The sequence below is a fragment of the Sorangium sp. So ce375 genome (assembly GCF_051473855.1).
Lineage (GTDB): Bacteria > Myxococcota_A > Polyangia > Polyangiales > Polyangiaceae > Sorangium.
In genome coordinates this window covers 3,072,484-3,092,109 of the sequence record NZ_CP150335.1, presented here as the reverse complement: position 1 = coordinate 3,092,109, position 19,626 = coordinate 3,072,484, and the positions used below count along the sequence as shown (strand labels likewise).

Annotated in this window: 15 protein-coding genes; 9 read left to right on the top strand and 6 right to left on the bottom strand. The window is 71.1% G+C overall.

Annotated features, from left to right (window positions below):
- Positions 1–85 precede the first annotated feature (85 nt).
- Positions 86–1,885 (top strand): protein kinase domain-containing protein, encoded by a 1,800-nt coding sequence (locus WME90_RS11725; RefSeq protein ID WP_437281184.1) that lies wholly within the window; start codon positions 86–88, stop codon positions 1,883–1,885.
- A gap of 4 nt (positions 1,886–1,889) precedes the next feature.
- On the top strand, positions 1,890–4,790 hold the full coding sequence (locus WME90_RS11720) for a TonB-dependent receptor domain-containing protein (RefSeq protein ID WP_437281183.1): 2,901 nt from the start codon (positions 1,890–1,892) through the stop codon (positions 4,788–4,790).
- Positions 4,791–4,799: 9 nt separating this feature from the next.
- On the opposite strand, the gene WME90_RS11715 is transcribed toward WME90_RS11720, so the two are convergent.
- Complete coding sequence (locus tag WME90_RS11715) at positions 4,800–4,940, bottom strand: hypothetical protein (RefSeq protein ID WP_437281182.1); 141 nt, start codon at positions 4,938–4,940, stop codon at positions 4,800–4,802.
- Between the two features lie 275 nt (positions 4,941–5,215).
- Here WME90_RS11715 and WME90_RS11710 point away from each other — a divergent pair, with 275 nt between their 5' ends.
- Positions 5,216–6,967 carry an ATP-binding protein gene (locus WME90_RS11710; RefSeq protein WP_437281181.1) on the top strand — a complete coding sequence of 584 codons (1,752 nt, stop codon included), beginning with the start codon at positions 5,216–5,218 and terminating at the stop codon, positions 6,965–6,967.
- On the top strand, positions 6,951–7,328 hold the full coding sequence (locus tag WME90_RS11705) for a response regulator (RefSeq protein ID WP_437281180.1): 378 nt from the start codon (positions 6,951–6,953) through the stop codon (positions 7,326–7,328). The genes WME90_RS11710 and WME90_RS11705 overlap by 17 nt, the downstream gene beginning before the upstream one ends.
- A 79-nt stretch (positions 7,329–7,407) precedes the next feature.
- Here the strand turns inward: WME90_RS11705 and ribB are convergent, their stop codons facing one another.
- From ribB to WME90_RS11680, 5 genes are all read right to left on the bottom strand, one after another.
- On the bottom strand, positions 7,408–8,547 hold the full coding sequence (ribB, locus tag WME90_RS11700) for a 3,4-dihydroxy-2-butanone-4-phosphate synthase (protein WP_437281179.1): 1,140 nt from the start codon (positions 8,545–8,547) through the stop codon (positions 7,408–7,410).
- Positions 8,548–8,605: 58 nt separating this feature from the next.
- The gene (locus WME90_RS11695) at positions 8,606–9,586 is read right to left on the bottom strand and encodes an ABC transporter substrate-binding protein (protein ID WP_437281178.1); all 981 of its coding nucleotides are present in this window, start codon (positions 9,584–9,586) and stop codon (positions 8,606–8,608) included.
- A 300-nt stretch (positions 9,587–9,886) separates the two neighbouring features.
- Positions 9,887–11,128 carry a methyltransferase gene (locus tag WME90_RS11690; protein WP_437281177.1) on the bottom strand — a complete coding sequence of 414 codons (1,242 nt, stop codon included), beginning with the start codon at positions 11,126–11,128 and terminating at the stop codon, positions 9,887–9,889.
- Between the two features lie 190 nt (positions 11,129–11,318).
- Positions 11,319–12,824 carry a glycoside hydrolase family 30 protein gene (locus WME90_RS11685; protein WP_437281176.1) on the bottom strand — a complete coding sequence of 502 codons (1,506 nt, stop codon included), beginning with the start codon at positions 12,822–12,824 and terminating at the stop codon, positions 11,319–11,321.
- A gap of 250 nt (positions 12,825–13,074) precedes the next feature.
- Positions 13,075–13,278: a hypothetical protein gene (locus WME90_RS11680; RefSeq protein WP_437281175.1), complete on the bottom strand. Its 204-nt coding sequence runs from the start codon at positions 13,276–13,278 to the stop codon at positions 13,075–13,077.
- 93 nt (positions 13,279–13,371) lie between these two features.
- On the opposite strand from WME90_RS11680, the gene WME90_RS11675 reads away from it, so the two are divergent.
- The 5 genes from WME90_RS11675 to WME90_RS11655 all read left to right on the top strand — a co-directional run bounded on the left by WME90_RS11675 (position 13,372) and on the right by WME90_RS11655 (position 19,546).
- Positions 13,372–15,423: a serine hydrolase domain-containing protein gene (locus tag WME90_RS11675; protein WP_437281174.1), complete on the top strand. Its 2,052-nt coding sequence runs from the start codon at positions 13,372–13,374 to the stop codon at positions 15,421–15,423.
- Between the two features lie 371 nt (positions 15,424–15,794).
- On the top strand, positions 15,795–16,355 hold the full coding sequence (locus tag WME90_RS11670; protein ID WP_437281173.1) for a pyridoxamine 5'-phosphate oxidase family protein: 561 nt from the start codon (positions 15,795–15,797) through the stop codon (positions 16,353–16,355).
- A gap of 69 nt (positions 16,356–16,424) precedes the next feature.
- A complete protein-coding gene (locus tag WME90_RS11665) occupies positions 16,425–17,831 on the top strand; it encodes an amidase (protein ID WP_437281172.1) in 1,407 nt (468 codons plus the stop codon).
- A gap of 307 nt (positions 17,832–18,138) precedes the next feature.
- Complete coding sequence (locus tag WME90_RS11660) at positions 18,139–18,306, top strand: hypothetical protein (RefSeq protein WP_437281171.1); 168 nt, start codon at positions 18,139–18,141, stop codon at positions 18,304–18,306.
- A 31-nt stretch (positions 18,307–18,337) separates the two neighbouring features.
- Positions 18,338–19,546, top strand: coding sequence for a pyridoxal phosphate-dependent aminotransferase (locus WME90_RS11655; RefSeq protein WP_437281170.1), 1,209 nt, complete (start codon positions 18,338–18,340; stop codon positions 19,544–19,546).
- Positions 19,547–19,626 lie beyond the last annotated feature (80 nt).

Genomic DNA, 19,626 nt, shown 5'->3' with positions numbered 1-19,626 from the left:
CTGGGAGCGGGCATATCGTACACAGCGCCGATGGGCGGCCGAGATTGTGCCGGGGCCCAGGGGTGCTCGTGTATACTGACGGCCGATGGCCCAGGCAGGCTCGGACGCAGCGGAACCGGCTTCATGGCGCAGGATTCCGCGCGTCGGGGACGTCGTCGGCGGCAAGTACCGCATCGAGCGCGTGCTGGGCCGCGGCGGAATGGGGATCGTCGTCGCGGCGCACCACCTCTCGCTGCGCCACCGCGTCGCGCTGAAGTTCCTGCTGCCCGAGGGGCGCACCACGCCGGGCGCCACGGAGCGCTTCTTCCGAGAGGCGCAGGCCGCGGCGGCGATCGCCAGCGAGCACATCGCCCGCGTCATCGATGTGGGGCAGACCGAGGACGATCTGCCCTATTTCGTGATGGAGTACCTGAATGGCATCGATCTGGAGGCGCTCCTGGAATCGCGGGGCCCGCTGCCCGTGGAGCAGGCCGTCAGCTACGTGATCGAGGCCTGCGAGGCGCTCGCCGAGGCGCACTCGCTCGGGATCGTCCACCGCGATCTCAAGCCGGGCAACCTCTTCCTGGCGAGCCGCAAGGACGGCTCGACCCTGATCAAGGTGCTCGATTTCGGCATCTCGAAGGCCTCCGAGGAGGGCGTGCTCGGCTTGAACGCCCAGCTGACCGCATCCGCCGTGGTGCTCGGCTCTCCGCGCTACATGTCGCCGGAGCACATCCGCAGCACCCGGACGGTGGACGCCCGCAGCGACATCTGGGCGCTCGGCATGACGCTCTATCAGCTCCTGACAGGGCGGCTGCCGTTCGAGACCGAGTCCGTCTCGGCGCTGTTCGTCAGCATCGTGACCGACACGCCCGTGCCGCCGCGCACCCACCGGCCAGAGATCCCGCTCGCGCTCGAGTGGATCATCCTGATGTGCCTCGAGAAGGATCCAGCGCGCCGTCCCCAGACGATCGATGAGCTGGCCACGCTGCTCGAGCCGCTCGGGTCGGAGTCCGCGCGCCAGACGGTCGCGCGCATCCTGCGCAGGGCGATGGGGAACGAGACCGTCGACGCGCCGCGGGCGCCGAACCGCCCGCGGGTCATCGACGAGGAAGCCGAGACCCTGACCGGACCGATCGGCCCCACGCGTGCGTCCCACCACACCTTGAGCGAGCGGGCGAAGGAGCGCGCACCGTCGATGCCGCCCACCCAGGCGTCGGTCGCTCCCCCAGCGCTCACGGCGGCGGCCTCGCTGTCGGTGCCGCCCGCGCGGGTGTCCGTCATTTCCCTCGCGCCTGCGGCGGCCTCGCCGTCGGTGCCGCCCGCGCGGGTGTCCGTCATTTCCCTCGCGCCTGCGGCGGCCTCGCCGTCGGTGCAGCTCGCGCAGCCGTCGGCTGCCGGACCTCTCTCCGCGAACGCGCCGCACCCCGAGGAGCCGCAGGCGCTGACGGCGGCGCTGTCCGGGTCGCGAGCGAGCGTGCCCGCGGGGAACCCGCCGGGGCGGCGCCGGGGGAGCGCGGTCGCGCCCGTCGCCGCGGCGGCGCTCGTCGCGCTCCTCGGCGGCGTGGCGGCGACCGCGTGGCTCGGACGTGGGGAGGCGCCGGCCGCGGGCGCGCCGCCTGCCGGCCCCGCGGCCTCGCCGGTCGCCCCGGCGCAGGGCGAGCCGTCGGCGCTCTCGCCGGAGGATCCCGAACCTTCGTCCCTTTCGCCGTCCGAGGTCGCCTCGCCCCCCGCGGCCGCGGCGGCCGCCGCGACGAGCGGGTTCGCCACGGCCGGCGCCGCGCTCGCGCCGCTCGGGTCCGCGAGGGCCCGCCCGCGCGCGGTGCTCGCGCCGTCGGCGCCGCCCGCGATCGGCGGCGAGCCGGCGCCGACGACGAGGGCGACGCGCCTGCGCGAGCACCGCTAACGGCATGCATCGAGCGCCCTCGAGCACGCGCGCTCGCTGGTGGAGGCTCGCCGCGCTGCCCGTGCTCGCGGGCGCGCTGCTCCAGGCCCCCGCCGCCCGCGCCGACGGCGAGGGTCAGGCCGACGAGGCCGACCTGCACTTCGAGCTGGGCCGCGATCTCTTCAAGCAGGGGCGGTTCCAGGCCGCCCTCGAGCACTTCCTCGCGTCGAACCGGCTCGTGCCGAACCGCAACGTGGTCTTCAACATCGCGCTCACCTACGAGGAGCTGGGCCGCTTCGCGGACGCGCACAGGTACTACGACGACGCGCTCGAGGGCGAGACCGACCCGGAGATCGTCGCCGACCTGAACGCCGCGCTCCAGCGGATCGCGCCGCGCGTGGCCGTGCTCCAGATCGTCACGTCGCCGCCCGGGGCCAGGATCTACGTCGATCGCAAGGATCTCGGCGCGCGCGGCACGGCGCCGCGCCGGCTCGCCATGGCCGAGGGGCGCTATCGGATCCTCGTCGAGCTCGCGGGCTACGAGCCCGTGGCCGTGGACGATATCGCGGTGAAGCTGGGGCAGAGCGAGGAGGTGCTCATCGTGCTCCGCCGCATCGTCGGCACCGTGCGGGTGGACGTGCGCGGCGCGAGCGAGGCCGCGGTGCACGTCGACCACGAGGGCGCGCCGCCCGCCTGCACCGCCCCGTGCGATCTCGATCTGCCGCCGGGCCGCCACGTGCTCCACTTCTCGCGCGCGGGCTTCCAGGCGGCGCCGCAGCCGCTGACCGTCGCCGCGCACGAGACGGTGCCGATCACGGCGACGCTCAGCCCGCTCACCGGCTCGATCCTCGTGCGCGCCGACGAGCCCGACGCGCTCGTCGAGATCGACGGCCACCCCATGGGCTTCACGCCGTCGGTGATCCAGGGCGTCCCCGTGGGCCGGCGCCGCGTCCGCGTCAGCCTGCGGGGCTTCGCGCCCGTCGAGCGGACGATCGACGTGGCGGCCAGCCAGCAGGCGGAGCTGCGCGACGTGACGCTGGAGCCGCTCCGGGAGGTGTCGTCGGCCTCGCGCGCCGTCGAGCGCCTGGAGGACGCGCCCGCATCCATCAGCGTCATCGAGCAGCAGGAGCTGCGCGCCTTCGGGTACCCGACCATCGCGGAGGCGCTGCGCGGCACGCGCGGCGTCTACCTCTCGAACGACCACGTCGTCTACTCGACCGGGATCCGCGGGCTCGGCGAGCCGCTCGACTACGGCAACCGGCTCCTCGTCCTCTCCGACGGCCACTCGACGAACGACAACGTGCTGAACGCCTCGTTCGTGGGCTCGGACGCGCGCGACGACCTCCACGACGTGGATCACATCGAGATCGTCCGCGGCCCTGGCTCGCTGCTCTACGGCACGGGCGCGCTCTCCGGCATCGTCAACCTCGTCCCGCGCGGGCGCGACGAGCCCACGAGCGCGCACGTGACGGCCGGCACCTACTACGACGGCGTGGGCCACGCGCGCGCCGGCTTCCACTACGCCGCCCGCAGGGACGCGGGCGTGCGCGCGAGCGTCACCGGCGCGCGCTCCGACGGGTTCGACGTCCCGGTGGCGCTGACGACCCCTGGCGAGGGCCCGCCCGTGCAGATCGCCGAGCACGCCGAGACCTTCCGGGCCAGCGGCGCCTCCGGGCGCGCCTGGTACGGGCCGTTCACGGCGCAGTGGATGTATCACACGCGCGATCAGCGCATCCCGACCGGCTACGTGGGCACGCGGCTCAACGACCTCGGGACGACCTACGATCACGCCTACATGATGGCCGAGCTGCGCTTCGAGCCGCGGCTCGCGCCCGACCTGCAGCTCATGGCGCGCGGCCACGTGAACCGCTTCGTCTGGCGCGGCGTCTACACGTTCGACGATGCGGCGATCTTCGAGCAGCAGCACGGCACCTGGCTCGGCGCCGAGCTCAGGGCGGCGTGGACGCCGCTCTCCTGGCTGCGGATCACCGGGGGCGGCGAGGTGCAGGCGCACCCCGAGTCGACGCTGGGCAGCGTGTTCGCGGACGGCCGCGTGCGCACGAAGTCGGTGCCCTTCGGCTTCAGCGCCGGCTACCTCATCGTCGATAGCTCGCCCGCCCCGTGGATCCGCCTCTCTACGGGCGCGCGCCTCGACGTCTACAGCACGTTCGAGCCGATCGTCGTGCCGCGCACCGCGGTCATCCTCCGGCCCGCGCCGGGAGGGGTCCTGAAGATCATGGCCGGGCGCGCCTTCCGTACCCCGAGCGTCTCCGAGCAGTTCTACGCCGACGGCAAGACGCAGGTGCCCGCCGTCGACCCCGCGCGGAAGCTCAAGCTCGAGCCGGAGTCCGTCGCGTCCGCCGAGATAGAGTACTCGCAGCGCCTCGGCGACGACTGGACCGCGCTCGGCGCCGTCCACGCGAGCAGGCTGTCGCACGGGATCACCGTCGGCAAGGACAGCCCGGATGTGGTGCGCTACATGAACCGCCGCCAAGACGCGCTCGTTTCGGGGTGGGACGTCGAGCTCCGCCGCGAGTGGCGGCAAGGCTGGATGCTCGCGGCGACGTACGGCTACCAGCGCGGCAAGCTCACGGGGGGAGAGCGGCTGATCAACGCGCCGGAGCACCTCGCGTCATTTCGCAGCGTCGTCCCGGTGGTGGAGCGGCTCGCCTCCGCGGCGCTCCGGATCAACCTGGAGGCGCCCCGGCGCATCGCGAGCACCTCGGGCGACGAGACCGCGGGCGCGATCGTCGCGGACCTCACCGTGTCCGGCGAGATCCAGCGCTTCCACGCCCGCTATGTGGTTGGCATCTACAATGCGATGGACACGCGGTACGACTACCCGACCGCGGAGAGCTACCTCTCGGCCACGAGCCGGCAGAACGGCAGGACCTTCCTCGCCGAGATCACCGTCAGTTATCCATAGTTCCACGCGTCAGAGCATGTCGCCCGCGCCGGGGGCGGCGAACCAGGGCAGGGGCCGACCGCCGGCCGGCTCGTCGCGCTGCGTCGTCCTCGGGAGCGGTGCCGTCGCGCCCACCTTGACAACCTGACGGGCCCCCGCACGATCCGTCATCGTGGGGGACCATGCGTACCCGGACCGACGATCACACGGAGCCAGGCGCGCTCGTTGTCGACCACGCCCGCCACCCGGGGCTGGGCGAGCCGGCGCCCTCGCGGCGCGCTGAGCGCGCGGGCGTCGGGCCGCACGGGGCCGCGTCGGGCTGCCCGCCGGAGCAGCGTACGGACAATCTCGGGACGAAGGCCACTCGGCCAGGAAGCGCCCAAAGAGACCAATCGAGCAGGGTCGCGATCGAAATCCCGACGGACATCGCTCGCAAGTGGCAGGAGATGACCGATCTCGTCGCGGAGATCCTGCGCGTCCCGGCCGCTCTGATCATGAGAGTCGAGCCGCCCGAGCTCGTCGTCTGCGTCTCCAGCGAGTCGAAGGGGAACCCTTTCCAGGCCAATGAACGCGCGCCTCTCGACACCGGGGTCTACTGCGAGGCCGTGCTGAAGACCCGAATGCCGCTGCTTGTCCCTGACGCCTTGAAAGACGAGCAGTGGAGGTCGAACCCGGATGTCGAGCTCGGGATGATATCCTACCTCGGCTTCCCGATCACCTGGCCCACGGGGGATATCTTCGGAACCATCTGCGTGCTGGACGACCGCGCGAACCATTACAGCAAGACCTACCAGACGCTCGTCGCGCAGTGTCGCGATGTGATCGAGATGGACCTGAAATCCATGTTCGCCCTCGATGCTCGCCTGACAGAAGAAGCCCGGGCAAAAGAGCGGCTGGAGCGGCAGGTCGCCGAGCGCACCGCCGAGCTCAGCCATGCCAACGCCCAGCTCAGGCAGAAGATCGCGGAACACGAGCAGACGGAGGCGGCGCTGCGGAAGGTCGCGGAGGAGCGCAGGCGCGCGGAGGAGGCGTTGCGCACGAGCCAGGAGCTCCTGCGCGCCATCATCGACAGCTCGACGGCCATCGTCTCCGTCAAGGGCGTCGAGGGGCGCTACATCCTCGTCAACCGCCGCTTCGAGGAGCTGTTCGGCGTCACCCGCGAGGCCATCGTGGGGAAGAGCGACCATGACGTGCTCTCCCGGGAGCACGCCGAGGCGCTCCGCGCGTTCGACCAGCGGGCGCTCCTCGCTGGGACGGCGCTGAAACACGAGGAGGTGGTGCCCCAGGACGACGGCGCGCACACCTATCTCACCATCAAGTTCCCTCTGCGCGACGCCGCCGGCGTCCCGTACGCGGTGGGCGGCATCTCCACGGACATCACGGAGCGGAAGAAGATCGAGGCGGAGCGCGCCCTGCTCCTGGAGCACGAGCAGAGGGCTCGGGCCGCCGCCGAAGCAGCTGTGCGGATGCGCGACGACTTCCTGTCGATCGCCTCCCATGAGCTCTATACCCCCATCGCGGGCCTGAAGCTCGCCGTGCAAGGCATGATGCGTGAGCCGACGACGCTCCCCGCCGGCGCGGCGAAGCTGGCCGGCATGGCCGAGCGGCAGTGCCAGCGGCTCGTCAGGCTCGTTGGAGATCTGCTCAACGTGGCTCGGATCCAGGCAGGCAAGCTCGATCTGGAGCTGGGAGACGTCGATCTCCGGGCGCTCTCGCGAGAGGTCGTGGAGCACTTCGAGGTGGAGCTGCAGCAGGCCGGAAGCACGGTGATATGGCGTGCCGACGCTCCCGTGGTGGGCATGTGGGACAGGGCCCGTCTGGACCAGGTGGTGACGAACCTGGTGCTGAACGCCATCAAGTATGGGAGGGGCAAGCCGATCGAGATCAGCGTCGCGGTCGAGGGTGAGATGGCCAAGCTGGTCGTCGCCGATCGCGGCATCGGGATCGATGCGAGCTGCGCGCCGTACATCTTCGAACGCTTCGAGCGAGGCGTCTCGGCGCAGCACTACGGCGGTCTCGGCCTGGGGCTGTACATCAGCCGCCGGATCGTGGTGGCCCATGGTGGCTCGATTCGGGTCGAGAGCGAGCTCGGCGCCGGGGCTACCTTCATCGTGGACCTCCCCCTGCGCCGGGGCCGCCACGCTCTGCCGACCGAGGTGCCTCCGCCGGTCGGAGGTCCCGATGAGCCCGCAGCATGATCATCGCGATGGTGTCTTGATCGTCGATGACGACAGCGGGTTTCGCTCCGTCCTAGAGGAGGTCTTGCAGGCGTCTGGCTACGAGGTCGTCTGCGCGGAGAACGGCAGGGTGGCGCTGGACCTGCTCCGCGGCGGCCTCCGCCCGAGCATCATCCTGCTCGATCTCATGATGCCAGAGATCAATGGCTGGCAATTTCTCGCGCTCAAGCGACAGGAGCCCGCGCTGGCGAACATCCCGGTGGCGATCCTGTCGGGCGTCGACTCTCTGGATGCCAGAGCGGCCACCCTGGACGCGTGCGCGCTGCTCAAGAAGCCGCTCGATCTCGACACCCTCCTCGCCGTGGTCGCGCGGACACGATGAGCTCGTGTCGGGGAGCTCGTCGACGCGCCGGAGCACCTCGCGTCGTGCCGCGGCTTCGTCGCTGGTCGAGCGGCTCGCCTCAGCCCTGCAGAACGGGGGACCCCGAGAGGCCGTCCGCCGTCCGCCCGCGCCGCGGCGGCAGCGCGCCGTGGACCCCGACCTGCGCCACGGGCTCGCCCGTCTCGAGGTCGATCTCCTTCTTCGGTCCGTCGGGCCAGGGCGCCCTCGAGTCGAGGAGCGTCACCCGGCGAACTCCGAGCGCCACGAGCTCGCGCGCGGCGACGGCGAGCTCCAGCCCCGTGGTCTCGTCGGCGAGCGCGGCTGTCGCGTCGGTCGGCCGGGGCATGTAGACCACCGCGCCAGCGCCGACAGCCTCGATGTCTCGCAGGGCGTCGAACAGCTCGGCGTCACCGAGGAGGTCGGAGACGAGCGCAGCGCGGTGGGTGTACACGATGGCGGGGCTCCCGGCGGGCGTCGGCGCGCCGTGCGTCAGGAGGAGCAGCTGCCTTTCGCGGCGTATCGTGTACGTGTGCGCCCGCCACTCGCCGCTCAGCCCTGCAGGCCGAAACGGCGCGCTCCGGACGCGCGCGGCGACGTCCTCGCAACGAACCCGGTGACGGAGGAGATCGTCGATGGAAACGAGCGGCAGCCCCTGCCGCGCCGCGAAGCGCGCGAGATCCCGGCGGCGCGCCATCGTCCCGTCGTCGTTCATGATCTCGCAGATGACGGCGGCCGGCAGCGCCCCGGCGAGCCGCGCCAGGTCGACCGCGCCCTCGGTGTGCCCCGCGCGCTCGAACACCCCATCTCGGCGCGCCCGCAGCGGGAACACGTGACCCGGCGACACGACGTCTCGCGGGGACGCGTCCCGCGCGACGGCGGCCGCGACGGTGCGCGACCGATCGCGGGCGCTGATGCCGGTCGTGACGCCCTCGCGCGCCTCGATGCTCACCGTGAACGCCGTCGACCGGCGGGCGCCGGGCCGGGTCGCCATGAGCGGAAGCCCGAGGCGGTCCACCTGCTCTTCGGTGAGGGCGAGGCAGATCAGCCCGCGGCCGTGGGTCGCCATGAAATTGATGGCGGCCGGCGTCGCGTGCTCTGCCAGGACGACGAGATCTCCCTCGTCCTCGCGCGCCTCGTCGTCGACGAGGATCACCATGCCACCGGACCGGAGCTGCTCGACGGCAGCCTGAACACGCAACGTGGATGTCGAAACGACCATGGCTCCCTCTTCGATCAGCGGGCGCGGGCAGCGTGTCGCGGCCGCCCCGCCAGCGCCGTCAGCCCTTCGGTTTGCCGTTCGCGTCCCACGCCGCCCAGAGGCGCTCGACGCCGACATCCTTCAGCGCTCGGTTGAGGAAGCGCCGATCGGTCCAGGGCTCGACCTCGAACGTGCTCCTGATCAGGCCGTATTTCTTCGAGTCGGCGACCGCCGACTTGTACCGGGCGATGGCGTACTCGTCGAGCAGCGGGCTGGCGTTCTGCTTCATGTCCTCGCCCTGCTGCGCTTCCTTGTAGTTCGCGAAGGGCGTGCCCGACTTCGACCACAGCTGGAAGGCCTGCGTGCGGTTCTTCTCGTCCGCGAGCCACGCCGCGGACTTCACCGCGAGCGTGATGATCTTCTGCACGACGTCGGGGTATTCGTTGATGAAGTCCTCCCGCGCGATGATGCCTGAATTGCTCGGGTAGCTCGGGGAATCGCCCTTCGTCGTGTAGACGATCTTCGCGATCCCCTGGTCGCGCAGCGAGAGGTAGTCCGTGCCGCCGAACACCGCGTCGATGTCCTTCGTGGCGATCGCCGCCTTCGCCGTGGAAGCATCCATGCTGATGGCCCGGATGTCCTTCTCGGTCAGCCCGTGGCCCTCGAGGATCCGGTTCGCGGACAGCTGCGAGGCCGTGCCCTTCTGGAAGGCCACCTTCTTGCCGCGCAGATCGCGGACCCCGGTGATCGGCGAGTCGGAGGGCACAACCAGGTAAGCGTGTCCGCGCCGGCTGGCGCTGGCCAGGAGCCGTGTCTTGAGGCCGCTCGCCCGGCCGACAACCGAAGGCAGGTGACCGTGAGTCCAGATGTCGAGGAGGTTGTTCGCGACCGCCTCGTTGACGGCTGGACCGGCGCCGCGGAAGAAGTTCCACTTCACCTCGATGCCGTCCTTCTTGAACTCCTCGGCCAAGGTCCCCTGGAGGTGCAAGAGGGAGAAGAAGCTCCCTCCGGTGACGGGGCGATTGCCCACGCCGACACCGGGCACACCGACGCGGATCACGCTGGGCGCTGCGGCCCGGGCCCTGCCTGTCAGAAGCGCTGCCGACACCGCCGCTGCGGCGCCTCCCAAGAACTGACGTCTTTGCATGGTGCCCCGATGTGCACCGTGCGTGCCATTCCATGAAACCCTCGGAATCAAGGGTCTGTCGCGGGGCGCTGTTTCCAGGGAAGCACCCGATCCGCAGGGCTGCTGGCGGGCGGTCCATGGGGACGGCCCCGACACCCGGCGCCGTGATGTGCGCCCCGCTCTACGGCCCTCGCACGGCCCTCCCACGCGCCGGGCGCGCCGCGGAGGGCGGCGTCAGCCGCCGAGCCCTCCCGGCCGGGCGCTCGCGAAGATCGCGACGTTCCTCGGCGTCACCGCGGGCTCGAAGACGATGGCCGCCTCGACCTCGTGCCCCTGCTCGCCGAGGGCCACCGCGCGGTCCAGCGCGACCGCGACCTCCGTGAGCCGGGCCAGGAGCGCGCGCGGCAGCGTGAGCCGGCGCATCCGGCCGAACGCCGCGCGCGCCGCGACCTCGCGCTCGCGGAGCTCGGCCTCGGTCGCCGGGCAGAGGCCCCGCAGCGCGAGCGCCCTCGCCGCGAGCTCGCGCAGCCCGCCGTGCGCGCGCCGCCGGTTGATCCCGCGCATCTCCTCGCCCAGGGCGACGTCGAGCCCGCGGCCGCGGAGCAGCGAGAGCAGCGCGTGCCGCCGCTCGCGCGCCAGGAGCTCCTCGTCCAGGCTGGCCTCGACCCCCTCGCGGCGCGCCGTCAGGTTGGTGAGGCCCAGCGCCTCGCGCCGGAGGACGAGCCCCGCCGCCCTGGCCGCGGCCGAGAGCGGGGCGCGGGCCGGCGCGCCGATCTTCTGCAGGCAGCACGAGACGAGCGCGAGATCGCAGGGCGCCTCGGCCGCCGCGGTCACCGTGCGGTCCCCGAGCTCACCGCAGGCGTGCAGGCCGACCGCCAGGTCGTCCGGAGCGAACGCGAGCGCCTCCTGGCAGGCGTCGAACGCGATGAAGCGCGCCCGGCCCCCGGCGGCCAGCGCGGAGGCCGTCACGACGCGGTCGGGCTCGCGCTCGAGGCCGACCGCGTCGCGATCGAAGCGCGCCGCCGCCAGGCGGGTGAAGTGACCGTGCCCCGCGCCCACGTCGACGAGGCGGCGGGCGCGGGTGGCCATCGGGGCCACCGCGCCGAGCAGCGCTTCGAGCTGGAGCCGCTTGCGCGCCGGCACCGCCCGGAGCTCGTCCAGGGACGCCGGCGGGAGCGGCTGGACCGGCCGCCGCGGCAGCCTCGCGGCCTGGTCCGCGGCGTGCGCCAGGGCCAGGAGGCTCGGGGGCGCGCCGTCGAGATCGTCGATGCAGGCAGCGAGCCCGTCGGCCTCGCAGCGGGCGAGATCGGCGTCGGAGAGCGAGAGGAGGAAGCCCGTCCAGCCCCGCGCCTCGCACCAGGCCGGCGGCGCGCCCTCGTCGACGCGCGCCTCGACGATATCGAGCGCCGGCACCAGCACCTCGAGGGCGCGCGCGAGGCGCTGGGCGACGGAGGGAGGCGTGGGCGACGGGGGCATGCGCGGACCGGAGGCGGGGCAAGGACTACCGGATCCGCGCCGCGCCAGGAAGGCGCCTCGGGGGCATCGCCGGGCGCCGGGGATTTTTGAGAGGCGCGCTAAACTCGGCCGGAAGTCGCGACCCCGGGTGCGCCGGCGCACACCGGGGTCGCGTCGCGATGGGTCGACCCGGGTCGGGTCGCGCTCGGTCTCACTTCCAGTTGACGGTGGCCCACCCGTGGGCAGGAATGCTGAACTGGAGCTTCTTGCCAGCGACGGCGAGGGTGGTCGTCTTCGCTGAACCGCCGCTATTGTACAGGATCGTGACGATGGTGCCGTCCGCGTTCTTGAACGCCAGCGCATCACCGCCCGTCGTGTTGACGCGCATCGCGCCAGGATCGACGTACTGGGAGATGTGACGGAAGACGTAGTAGGCAGGGGTCAGGATCAGCTGCTTCTTGGCTGCGTCCACGTTGAGGAGCGCGTTCTGGGGCCACGGCCGCTGCGAGTCGATGTTCTTCCCCACCGGGTCCAGCACCATGTTCCAGGCGTTGTACGAGTTCACCCCCGCCTTGATCCAGTCGCGGATGAGCCCCCAGCTCTCCTCGCCGTAGAGGTGATCGTTCGCCGCCGTGTCCGGGTTGAACTTCGGCACACCCGGAGGGTTCCAGTTGTAGTTGCCGCACTGGTGCTCCGTCTGCACGATCGGCAGATTGCGCGATTTCAGGCCGTTTACGCTGCCCTTCATGTTCCACTGCAGCCCGAAGCCCTTGACGTACTTCATCGCGGTGGCATCGCCTGTCACGGCGCTGAGGATCCCCGGGTCAGCCTGGTCATTGGACATCGTGCCGAGGAAGATCTGAGCCTTGATCCCGCGTTCGTCGAACGTCGGGCCAAGGTAGGTGCCGATGAACTTGGCCATTTGCGCGCCCGTCCAGGCGCAGCTCGGATACCTCGTCTCGTAGGTCGGCTCGTTCTGGGGGTGAACCGCCTCGATGGTCATGCCCTCTTCGGCGTACGCCTCCACGAACTTCGCGAAGTACAGGGCGTGCGCCTTGAGGGTGGTCGCGTCGTCCTTCATCTTGCCGCCATCGAAGGCGCTGTTGCTCTTCATCCAGGTGGGGGGCGTCCAGGGGCTGGCCCAGAGGTGGAGGCCAGGCCTCACGGCGAGCGCCGCCTTGATGTACGGGATCAATTTCTGCTTGTCCCGCTCGATGGAGAAGCTCTCCATCGTGTTGTCATTCTTCGTCTCGTTGAGGGTATAGCGGTCCATCGCATAGTCGCTGGCCCCCATGGGGATGCGTCCGAATGCGAACCCTGCGCCGTCCCGCGAGTCGAAGAGGAGCTTGATGGCGCGCTGCCGCTCAGCCTCGCTGAGCATCGAGAGCATGTTCCATCCCATCTCGTTGAAGGAGCCGCCGAAGCCATCCCATCGCTGGAGCGTCGACGCGTCGTCGACGGTCACGTCGGCATTGCCGTTCGTCACTTCCGTCGGCGTGCCGGTCTTCCAGTAGTCGTTCTGCCCGGAGGTGATCAACGTGGGCTCGACCACGGGGTCCTCGCCGCCGGCGCCGGTAGACTCGCCGCCGGCGCCGCCGTCTCCGGTCGGGTCGCCGCCGGCGCCGCTCGAACCCGTCGAGCCGCCCGTGCCCGCACCGTTGGTGGCTGTCTCTCCGCTCCCGCCCGTACTCGCACCCGCGCTCGCGCTCGCGCTCACGCTCCCGCTCGCCCCCGCACCCGCACCCGATCCGCCCGAGCCCTCGGGTTCTTCCGATCCGGTCGAAGAACCGCAACCCACCAAGAAAAACGCGATCAAAACGCCGACGGTCGAACCTCGTGCCCTGTTCATCGCAAAAATCCTCCATCCCAGGGGTCCGACCCCTCGGCGGTGCCTGCAGCGAGCATCAGAAAGTGGCCGTCCTATATGCCCAGAAGGCCCGACGGTGATCGGGCGGGAGGGACAAATCTCACGACATCGCGACCGTCTCGGCAGCACGAAGTAGCGGTTGGTGTGCCTCGGCGACGTTCGCGGCCCCCGGACCGATCACGTCGAATGCGGCGAACGCGCTCGGCTCGCCCGCCCCCTCCCCTTCGGCCCAGCGCCGGCGCGTTCGGATCGGCTGGCCCCTGCACACCGCTCGCGCCACGAGCAGCGCCTCGGCCTCGATCACATCTGCCCCCGCTTGGCCGGGCGCTCGCGCGTCCCTATCGCCCCGCCGAGCCGGCCGCGCCCGACGTGAAGAGGCGATGGTAAGGTGCTCGCCATGCGAGCGCTCTCCTGCCTCTTGGCCGCATCTCTCCTCGCCTGTGGCTCGAGCGAGCCAGTCGCTGTCTCGCCCACGCCCGCCCCCGCGCCGGTCGCCTCCAGCGCCGCGCCTGCGCCGATCGTCGCGGGCGCGGCGCCGGTCAGCCCGGGCCCGGCCATGGATCGGCTCGCCGCCGACACGCCGAAGACGACCGTCGCGGGAAACACGTTTGTCGCGCCTGCCGGGTGGGGCATCACCGTGCGCGGGCCGGCGACGATCCTCGATCCGCCGGAGAGCGACTCGCACATCGCGCTCGTCGACGTGCAGGCGAGCGACGCTGACGCCGCCGTCGCGGCGGCGTGGAAGGCGTACCGGCCCGATGCGAGCTGGCCTCTCAAGGTGGCCGGCGACCTGCCCGACAAGGACGGCTGGTCGAAGAGACGCAAGTACACCTACCAGACATCGCCGAACGAGCGCCGCGACGTCTTCGCCAGCACCATGCTCGCCGGGGGCACGTGGACGGTGGTGATCTACGACATGAGCCAGCCTGTCGGCGAGAAGCGGGCCGGCCAGGTCAGGGCGATCCTTGATCGGCTGCTGCCGAAGGGTCGCGAGCGTGAGTCGTTCGCGGGCAAGGTCGCCAGCAAGCTCGACAAAGAGCGGATCGCCGCGCTCGGCGCGTTCGTCGAGACCGCGCAGAAGCGGCTCGGCGTGCCCGGCGCCTCGCTCGGCCTCATCCAGGACGGCAAGGTCGTGTTCGCCGGCGGCTTCGGCGTGCGCGAGCTCGGCAAGAAGGCGCCGGTGGACGCCGACACGCGCTACATCGTCGCGTCGAACACAAAGGCGCTGACGACCTTGATGCTCGCCAAGCTCGTCGACGAGAAGAAGCTCACCTGGGAGACGACGGCGACGAGCCTGCTGCCGAGCTTCAAGCTCGGCGACGCGGACACGACGAGCCGCGTGCTCGTCAAGCACCTCATCTGCGCGTGCACGGGGATGCCGCGGCAGGATCTGGAGGGGCTCCTGCAGTTCAAGGGGGTCAAGCCCGAAGGCGCCATGGCGGTCCTCGGGACGATGCAGCCGACGAGCCGGTTCGGCGAGCTGTTCCAGTACTCCAACTCGCTCGCGGCGGCGGCCGGGTTCATCGGCGGCCACGTCGCGTTCCCGAAGCTCGATCTCGGCGCCGCGTACGACCGCGCGATGCAGGTGCTGGTGCTCGATCCGCTCGGGATGAAGGCGACCACGTTCGACTTCGCGCGCGCCCAGCAGGGCAACTACGCCGTCGCGCACGCGCCCGACGTCGACGGCAAGCCGGCGCTCGCGGTGAACGCCGCCAACTACTTGGTCATCCCGGTGCGCCCGGCGGGCGGCGCGTGGAGCACCGTCAACGACATGCTCAAGTACGTGATGATGGAGCTCGCCGAGGGCAAGCTCCCGAGCGGCGCACAGTACATCTCGAAGGACGCGCTGCTCGCGCGGCGGGCGCCGCAGATCGCGCTCGGCAACGACGCGACGTACGGGATGGGGCTCATCGTCGACCGCACCTACGGCGTGACCGTCGTGCACCACGGCGGCGACCTGATCGGCCATCACAGCGACATGCTGTGGCTGCCCGAGCACGGCGTCGGCGCGGTCATCCTGACCAACGGCGATCCGGGCGGGCTGATCCGCACGGAGTTTCGTCGCAAGCTGCTCGAGGTCCTGTTCGACGGCCAGCCGGAGGCGGACGCGCGGATCGCGGCGGACGGCAAGACGTTCTTCGACGAGCTCGCCGCCGAGCGCAAGCTGCTCACGGTGCCGGCCGACCCGGCGCAGGCCGGAAAGCTCGCGCCGCGCTACGCGAACCCGTCGCTCGGCGAGGTCGTGGTCACGCAGGCCGGCGGCGCGACGGTGTTCGATTTCGGAGAGTGGAAGAGCGAGGTCGGATCGCGCAAGAACCCCGACGGCTCGATCTCGTTCCTGACGATCGCCCCCGGCGTCCTTGGGCTCGAGTTCGTGGTCGGCGCCGGGCCGAAGCGCACGCTCGTGCTCCGCGACGCGCAGCACGAGTACGTGTTCGAGGAGCGCTGACCGCGGTGGATCGAGGCGGAGATCGCTTCAGCGGCTTTTCGATTCCAGCATTCCAAACAGGCAAACACGCATAAATTCAATGGAGCACGAAACCCAAGGTTCCACCGGCGAGCAAGCTCCAAGGGGAAGGGAATGCGGGAAAGAGAAAAAACCGCAAGGGCGCAAGGGGCGCAAGGGACGAGAGATGAGAGATCAGAGATGAGAGATGAGAGATGAGAGATGAGAGATGAGAGATGAGAGATGAGAGATGAGATATTCTGCTGTCTTCCCCTTGCGCCCCTTGCGCCCTTGCGGTTTTCCTTCTCTTCTGTTGATTTCCCCAAGGCTCTAATGTCATCGGTGTTCTAGCGATCTCACGCCCACGAGGATCCATGGGACGAACCTTCTCCGAGCTGGACGACGATCTGACCGGCTTCCTCGCCGCGCAGCGCCTCTTCTTCGTCGCCTCCGCCCCTTCGGGCAGCGGCGGGCACGTCAACCTGTCGCCAAAGGGGCACGACACCTTCCGCGTCCTCGACCCGCGGACCGTGGCCTACCTCGACCTGACCGGCAGCGGAGTCGAGACCATCGCGCACCTGCGCGACAACGGCCGCATCACGTTGATGTTCTGCGCGTTCGACGGCCCACCCCGCATCCTGCGCCTCCAGGGCCGCGGCGAGCCCGTCTTCCCCGACGACCCGCGCTTCGGCGCGCTTTCGGACCTCTTCCCGCCGTTCCAGGGCGTCCGATCGGTGATCCGCGTCGAGCTGGAACGCATCGCCACGTCGTGCGGCTACGCCGTGCCGCTCATGGCGTACGAGGGCGAGCGTGACACGCTGTCGAAGTGGGCCGAGCGCAAGGGGCCGGAGGGCCTCTCGCGCTATCGGCTCGAGAAGAACACGACGAGCATCGACGGCCTGCCAGGCCTGCCGCCGCCGTCAGGCGACGCGTGATCCGTGGGCTGCGCCCACTCACGCTGTCAAATCCGTTACATGGGACAAAACGTCCGTTATAATGGACGAATGTCGCCCACCTCACTCGTGCAGGCCACCGCCGTCGAGCTCCTCGCGCTCTATCGAGCCCGGAGCGCGTCCCCCGTCGAGGCGCTCCGCGCCGTCCTCGCCCACGTGGAGCGCCACGGAGGTCCGCTGAACGCGTTCGCGCTCCTCGACGAGGAGCGGGCCCTCGAGGCCGCGCGGGCGTCCGAGGAGCGCTGGGCTCGAGGCGAGCCGGCGGGGCGCCTTGACGGGGTTCCTGTCTCGGTGAAGGACCTCCTGCTCACGCGCGGCTGGCCGACCCGTCGGGGCTCGCGCACCGTGGACGCGGCCGGTCCCTGGACCGAGGACGCGCCCGCGGTCGCCCGCCTGCGGGAGCACGGGGCGGTGCTCTTCGGGAAGACGACGACGTCCGAGTTCGGCCTGAAGGGCCTCGGCGACAGCCCGCTGACCGGGATCACGCGCAACGCCTGGGACCCGCGGCGCACGCCGGGCGGCAGCAGCGCGGGCGCCGTCACGGCGGTGGCGGCCGGCTTCGGGCCGCTCGCGGTCGGAACCGATGGCGGCGGCTCGATCCGCGTGCCGAGCGCGTTCTCGGGGGTGGTGGGGTGCAAGCCGACCTTCGGCCGGGTGCCAGCGCACCCGGCCAGCGTGGTGGGCGTTCCTCCGCACGTGGGCCCGATCGCGCGCACCGTCCGCGACGCGGCGCTGCTCCTCGCGGTCCTCTCCGGTCCTGACGATCGCGATCCGTTCCGGGCCCCGCCGCCGCGCGAGGACGCGCTGGACCTGGGCGCGCTCGACACGGTCGACGCGTCCGACGCAAAGCGCCTGCGCCGCGTGCGCATCGGCGTGAGCGCCACGCTGGGGTACGTCGATCTGCCAGGCGAGACGCGGGGTTGCTTCGACGCTGCGGTCGCGCTGCTGGAGCGGCTCGGCGCCGAGGTGGAGGAGGCGGCGCCGCCGTTCGACGACCCGGGGGGCGTGCTGCGCACGCTGTTCGCGGCGCGCGCCGCGCACACGGTGCGGGAGCTCGGGCCGGAGCAGCGCGCGCTGCTCGATCCGGCGGTCCAGAGCGCGGCCGCCCAGGGAGAGGCGCTGAGCGCGGTGGCGTACCTCGAGGCGGAGCGACAGCGCACGGAGCTGGCCCTGGCGATGGCCGCGCTCCACCGCCGCTTCGATCTATTGGTGACACCGACGTCGGCCGAGCCCGCTCCCCTTGTCGACGGCGGCGCGCTCCCCGCCTCCTTCGCCGCGCCCTTCAGCCTGACGCGCCAGCCGGCGATCAGCGTGCCGATGGGCCTCACCAGCGCCGGCCTGCCGCTCGGTCTTCAAGTCGTGGGGCGCCACTTCGAGGAAGCGCTGGTGTTGCGCGCCGCGCTCGCGCTCGAGCACGAGAGCGCCCCCCTCCGCGCGCCGCCGCTCCGCGCGGGCTGAGCGGCGCGCCACGCCGCAATCGGGGCGCGCCGGAGCTCTTCAGAGAACCTCGCCGCCCGCACCTGGCTGCCCACCGGTGAGGTCCTGCGTGCCGCGCGCGGCCGTCGAGCTCGTGATCGCTCACGAGCTCGCCCATGTCCGCCGTCGCGACTCCCTCGCCCCACGCCTTCACACATCGATTCTGGGCCCGCGCCTCGCGCTCTTCCTTCTTGCAGCTGGCCCGCGACGGTGGCCTCCTAGATCCCGGGGACGAATGTCCGGACAACGGGATGACTGCGCCGGCCATGAGAGACGTAGGCTCGAGAACATGACGTCCGAAGGCGTCGAGCACCGCGCCTCGGCGTGGTCCGACGGCGCTGGCATGGCCGTCGACAACGCCGGTGTCTCGCAGCGCTCACGCGGCGTGGACACATCGCTCGATGTCTCCCGGCGCATCATGGGAATAAACTCCTTCGCCCCCATCCGCCCCGGTTGATGCTGATTGACCACAACGAGAGGAGCACTCCATGCAGCGTCGAGCGACAGCGAGCTACGCACCCACCGACCCGTGTCGCCGGCCCGGCGCGCCGCCCATCGACATGGCGCTGAACCATGGCACCTACTGCTCCGAGCGGTGCGCGGACGTCCTGCGGCGCCACGCCGGCAACGCGTCGCTGCGGGGCTACCCGGCGGCAGACAACGGAGACCTCCGGCGCGCGATCGCCGCGGACGCGGGCGTCAGGCCGGAGAACGTGCTGGTGGCCAACGGCAGCGGCCCGCTGCTCAAGACCTGCATCCCGTTCCTGATCGAGCGCGAGATCAGGCGCTCCGCGACGCGGACCCTGCGCTTCTTGCTGAAGCGCACGGCGTACCCCATCATCACAACGCGGCTCACCTACTCCAAGGTGCCTGCGTCCGGCGTCCGCGTGGGGCTGCGGTGCGAGCTGCTCCCGCTCGGCCCGGAGAACGGCTTCGCCCTCGACATGAACATGCTCGAGTCCCGCCTCTCACGGCAGGACGGACTGGTCTACCTCTGCAACCCCAACAACCCCTCGGGGAACGTCCTTATCACGAGGCAGGAGCTCGAGCCGCTGCTCGCCCGGTTCCCGGGCTCGCTCTTCTTCATCGACGAGGCGTACGTCCACTACCTCGACGAGAGCCCGAACACCCGGATGGCGGACCTCGTGCTGCGCCATCCCAACCTGATGGTGCTGCGCAGCTTCTCCTTCGCCTACGGGCTCGCGTCGGTGCGCGTGGGGTACGCGGTGGGCGACGCCAAGGTGATGGCGCAGATGGAAGCCAAGATGACGCCGCACCGCGTCGGGCAGCTGGCCGCAGAGCTCGCGATGGCGTCGCTGGAGGACAGCGGCCACCTCGGGTTCGTCCGACATCACAACGCGAGAGAGCGCGCCAGGCTGATGGCGGCCATCGGCGCGCATCGCGCTCTGGAAGCCTACCCGTCCCAGACCAATTTCATCCTGTGCCGTGCGCGCGGCGTGTGGTCCGGGGCGAAGATCCACGACGCGCTGCTGGCCCGAGGCGTGAAGGTGAAGGCCTTCGAGCCGTTCGGCGACGAGCGATACGACGAATACTTCCGGGTGACCGTCGGCCTGCCGGCGGAGAACACCTTTTTCATCGAGCAGCTCGACGCCCTGATGAGCCCACGCCGCAGGGACGCGCCCTCCACGACGGCGGCGCCGGCCGTGCACCAGGTCGCGCTCTCGGAGCTTGCTTAGCCGAGGACGCCCCCGGAGCCTCCGGGCAGCGGCCGCCGCCTGCACGACGCCCAGCCGCCGGGCGCGCGCCGAGCGTGCGC

Excerpts from the sequence above, each read along its gene's own strand:
- WME90_RS11725 (WP_437281184.1), top strand. The coding sequence starts at position 86 with ATGGCCCAGGCAGGCTCGGACGCAGCGGAACCGGCTTCATGGCGCAGG.
- WME90_RS11720 (WP_437281183.1), top strand. The coding sequence starts at position 1,890 with ATGCATCGAGCGCCCTCGAGCACGCGCGCTCGCTGGTGGAGGCTCGCC.
- WME90_RS11715 (WP_437281182.1), bottom strand. The coding sequence starts at position 4,940 with ATGACGGATCGTGCGGGGGCCCGTCAGGTTGTCAAGGTGGGCGCGACG.
- WME90_RS11710 (WP_437281181.1), top strand. The coding sequence starts at position 5,216 with ATGACCGATCTCGTCGCGGAGATCCTGCGCGTCCCGGCCGCTCTGATC.
- WME90_RS11705 (WP_437281180.1), top strand. The coding sequence starts at position 6,951 with ATGAGCCCGCAGCATGATCATCGCGATGGTGTCTTGATCGTCGATGAC.
- ribB (WP_437281179.1), bottom strand. The coding sequence starts at position 8,547 with ATGGTCGTTTCGACATCCACGTTGCGTGTTCAGGCTGCCGTCGAGCAG.
- WME90_RS11690 (WP_437281177.1), bottom strand. The coding sequence starts at position 11,128 with ATGCCCCCGTCGCCCACGCCTCCCTCCGTCGCCCAGCGCCTCGCGCGC.
- WME90_RS11675 (WP_437281174.1), top strand. The coding sequence starts at position 13,372 with ATGCGAGCGCTCTCCTGCCTCTTGGCCGCATCTCTCCTCGCCTGTGGC.
- WME90_RS11670 (WP_437281173.1), top strand. The coding sequence starts at position 15,795 with ATGGGACGAACCTTCTCCGAGCTGGACGACGATCTGACCGGCTTCCTC.
- WME90_RS11665 (WP_437281172.1), top strand. The coding sequence starts at position 16,425 with ATGTCGCCCACCTCACTCGTGCAGGCCACCGCCGTCGAGCTCCTCGCG.
- WME90_RS11660 (WP_437281171.1), top strand. The coding sequence starts at position 18,139 with ATGACGTCCGAAGGCGTCGAGCACCGCGCCTCGGCGTGGTCCGACGGC.
- WME90_RS11655 (WP_437281170.1), top strand. The coding sequence starts at position 18,338 with ATGCAGCGTCGAGCGACAGCGAGCTACGCACCCACCGACCCGTGTCGC.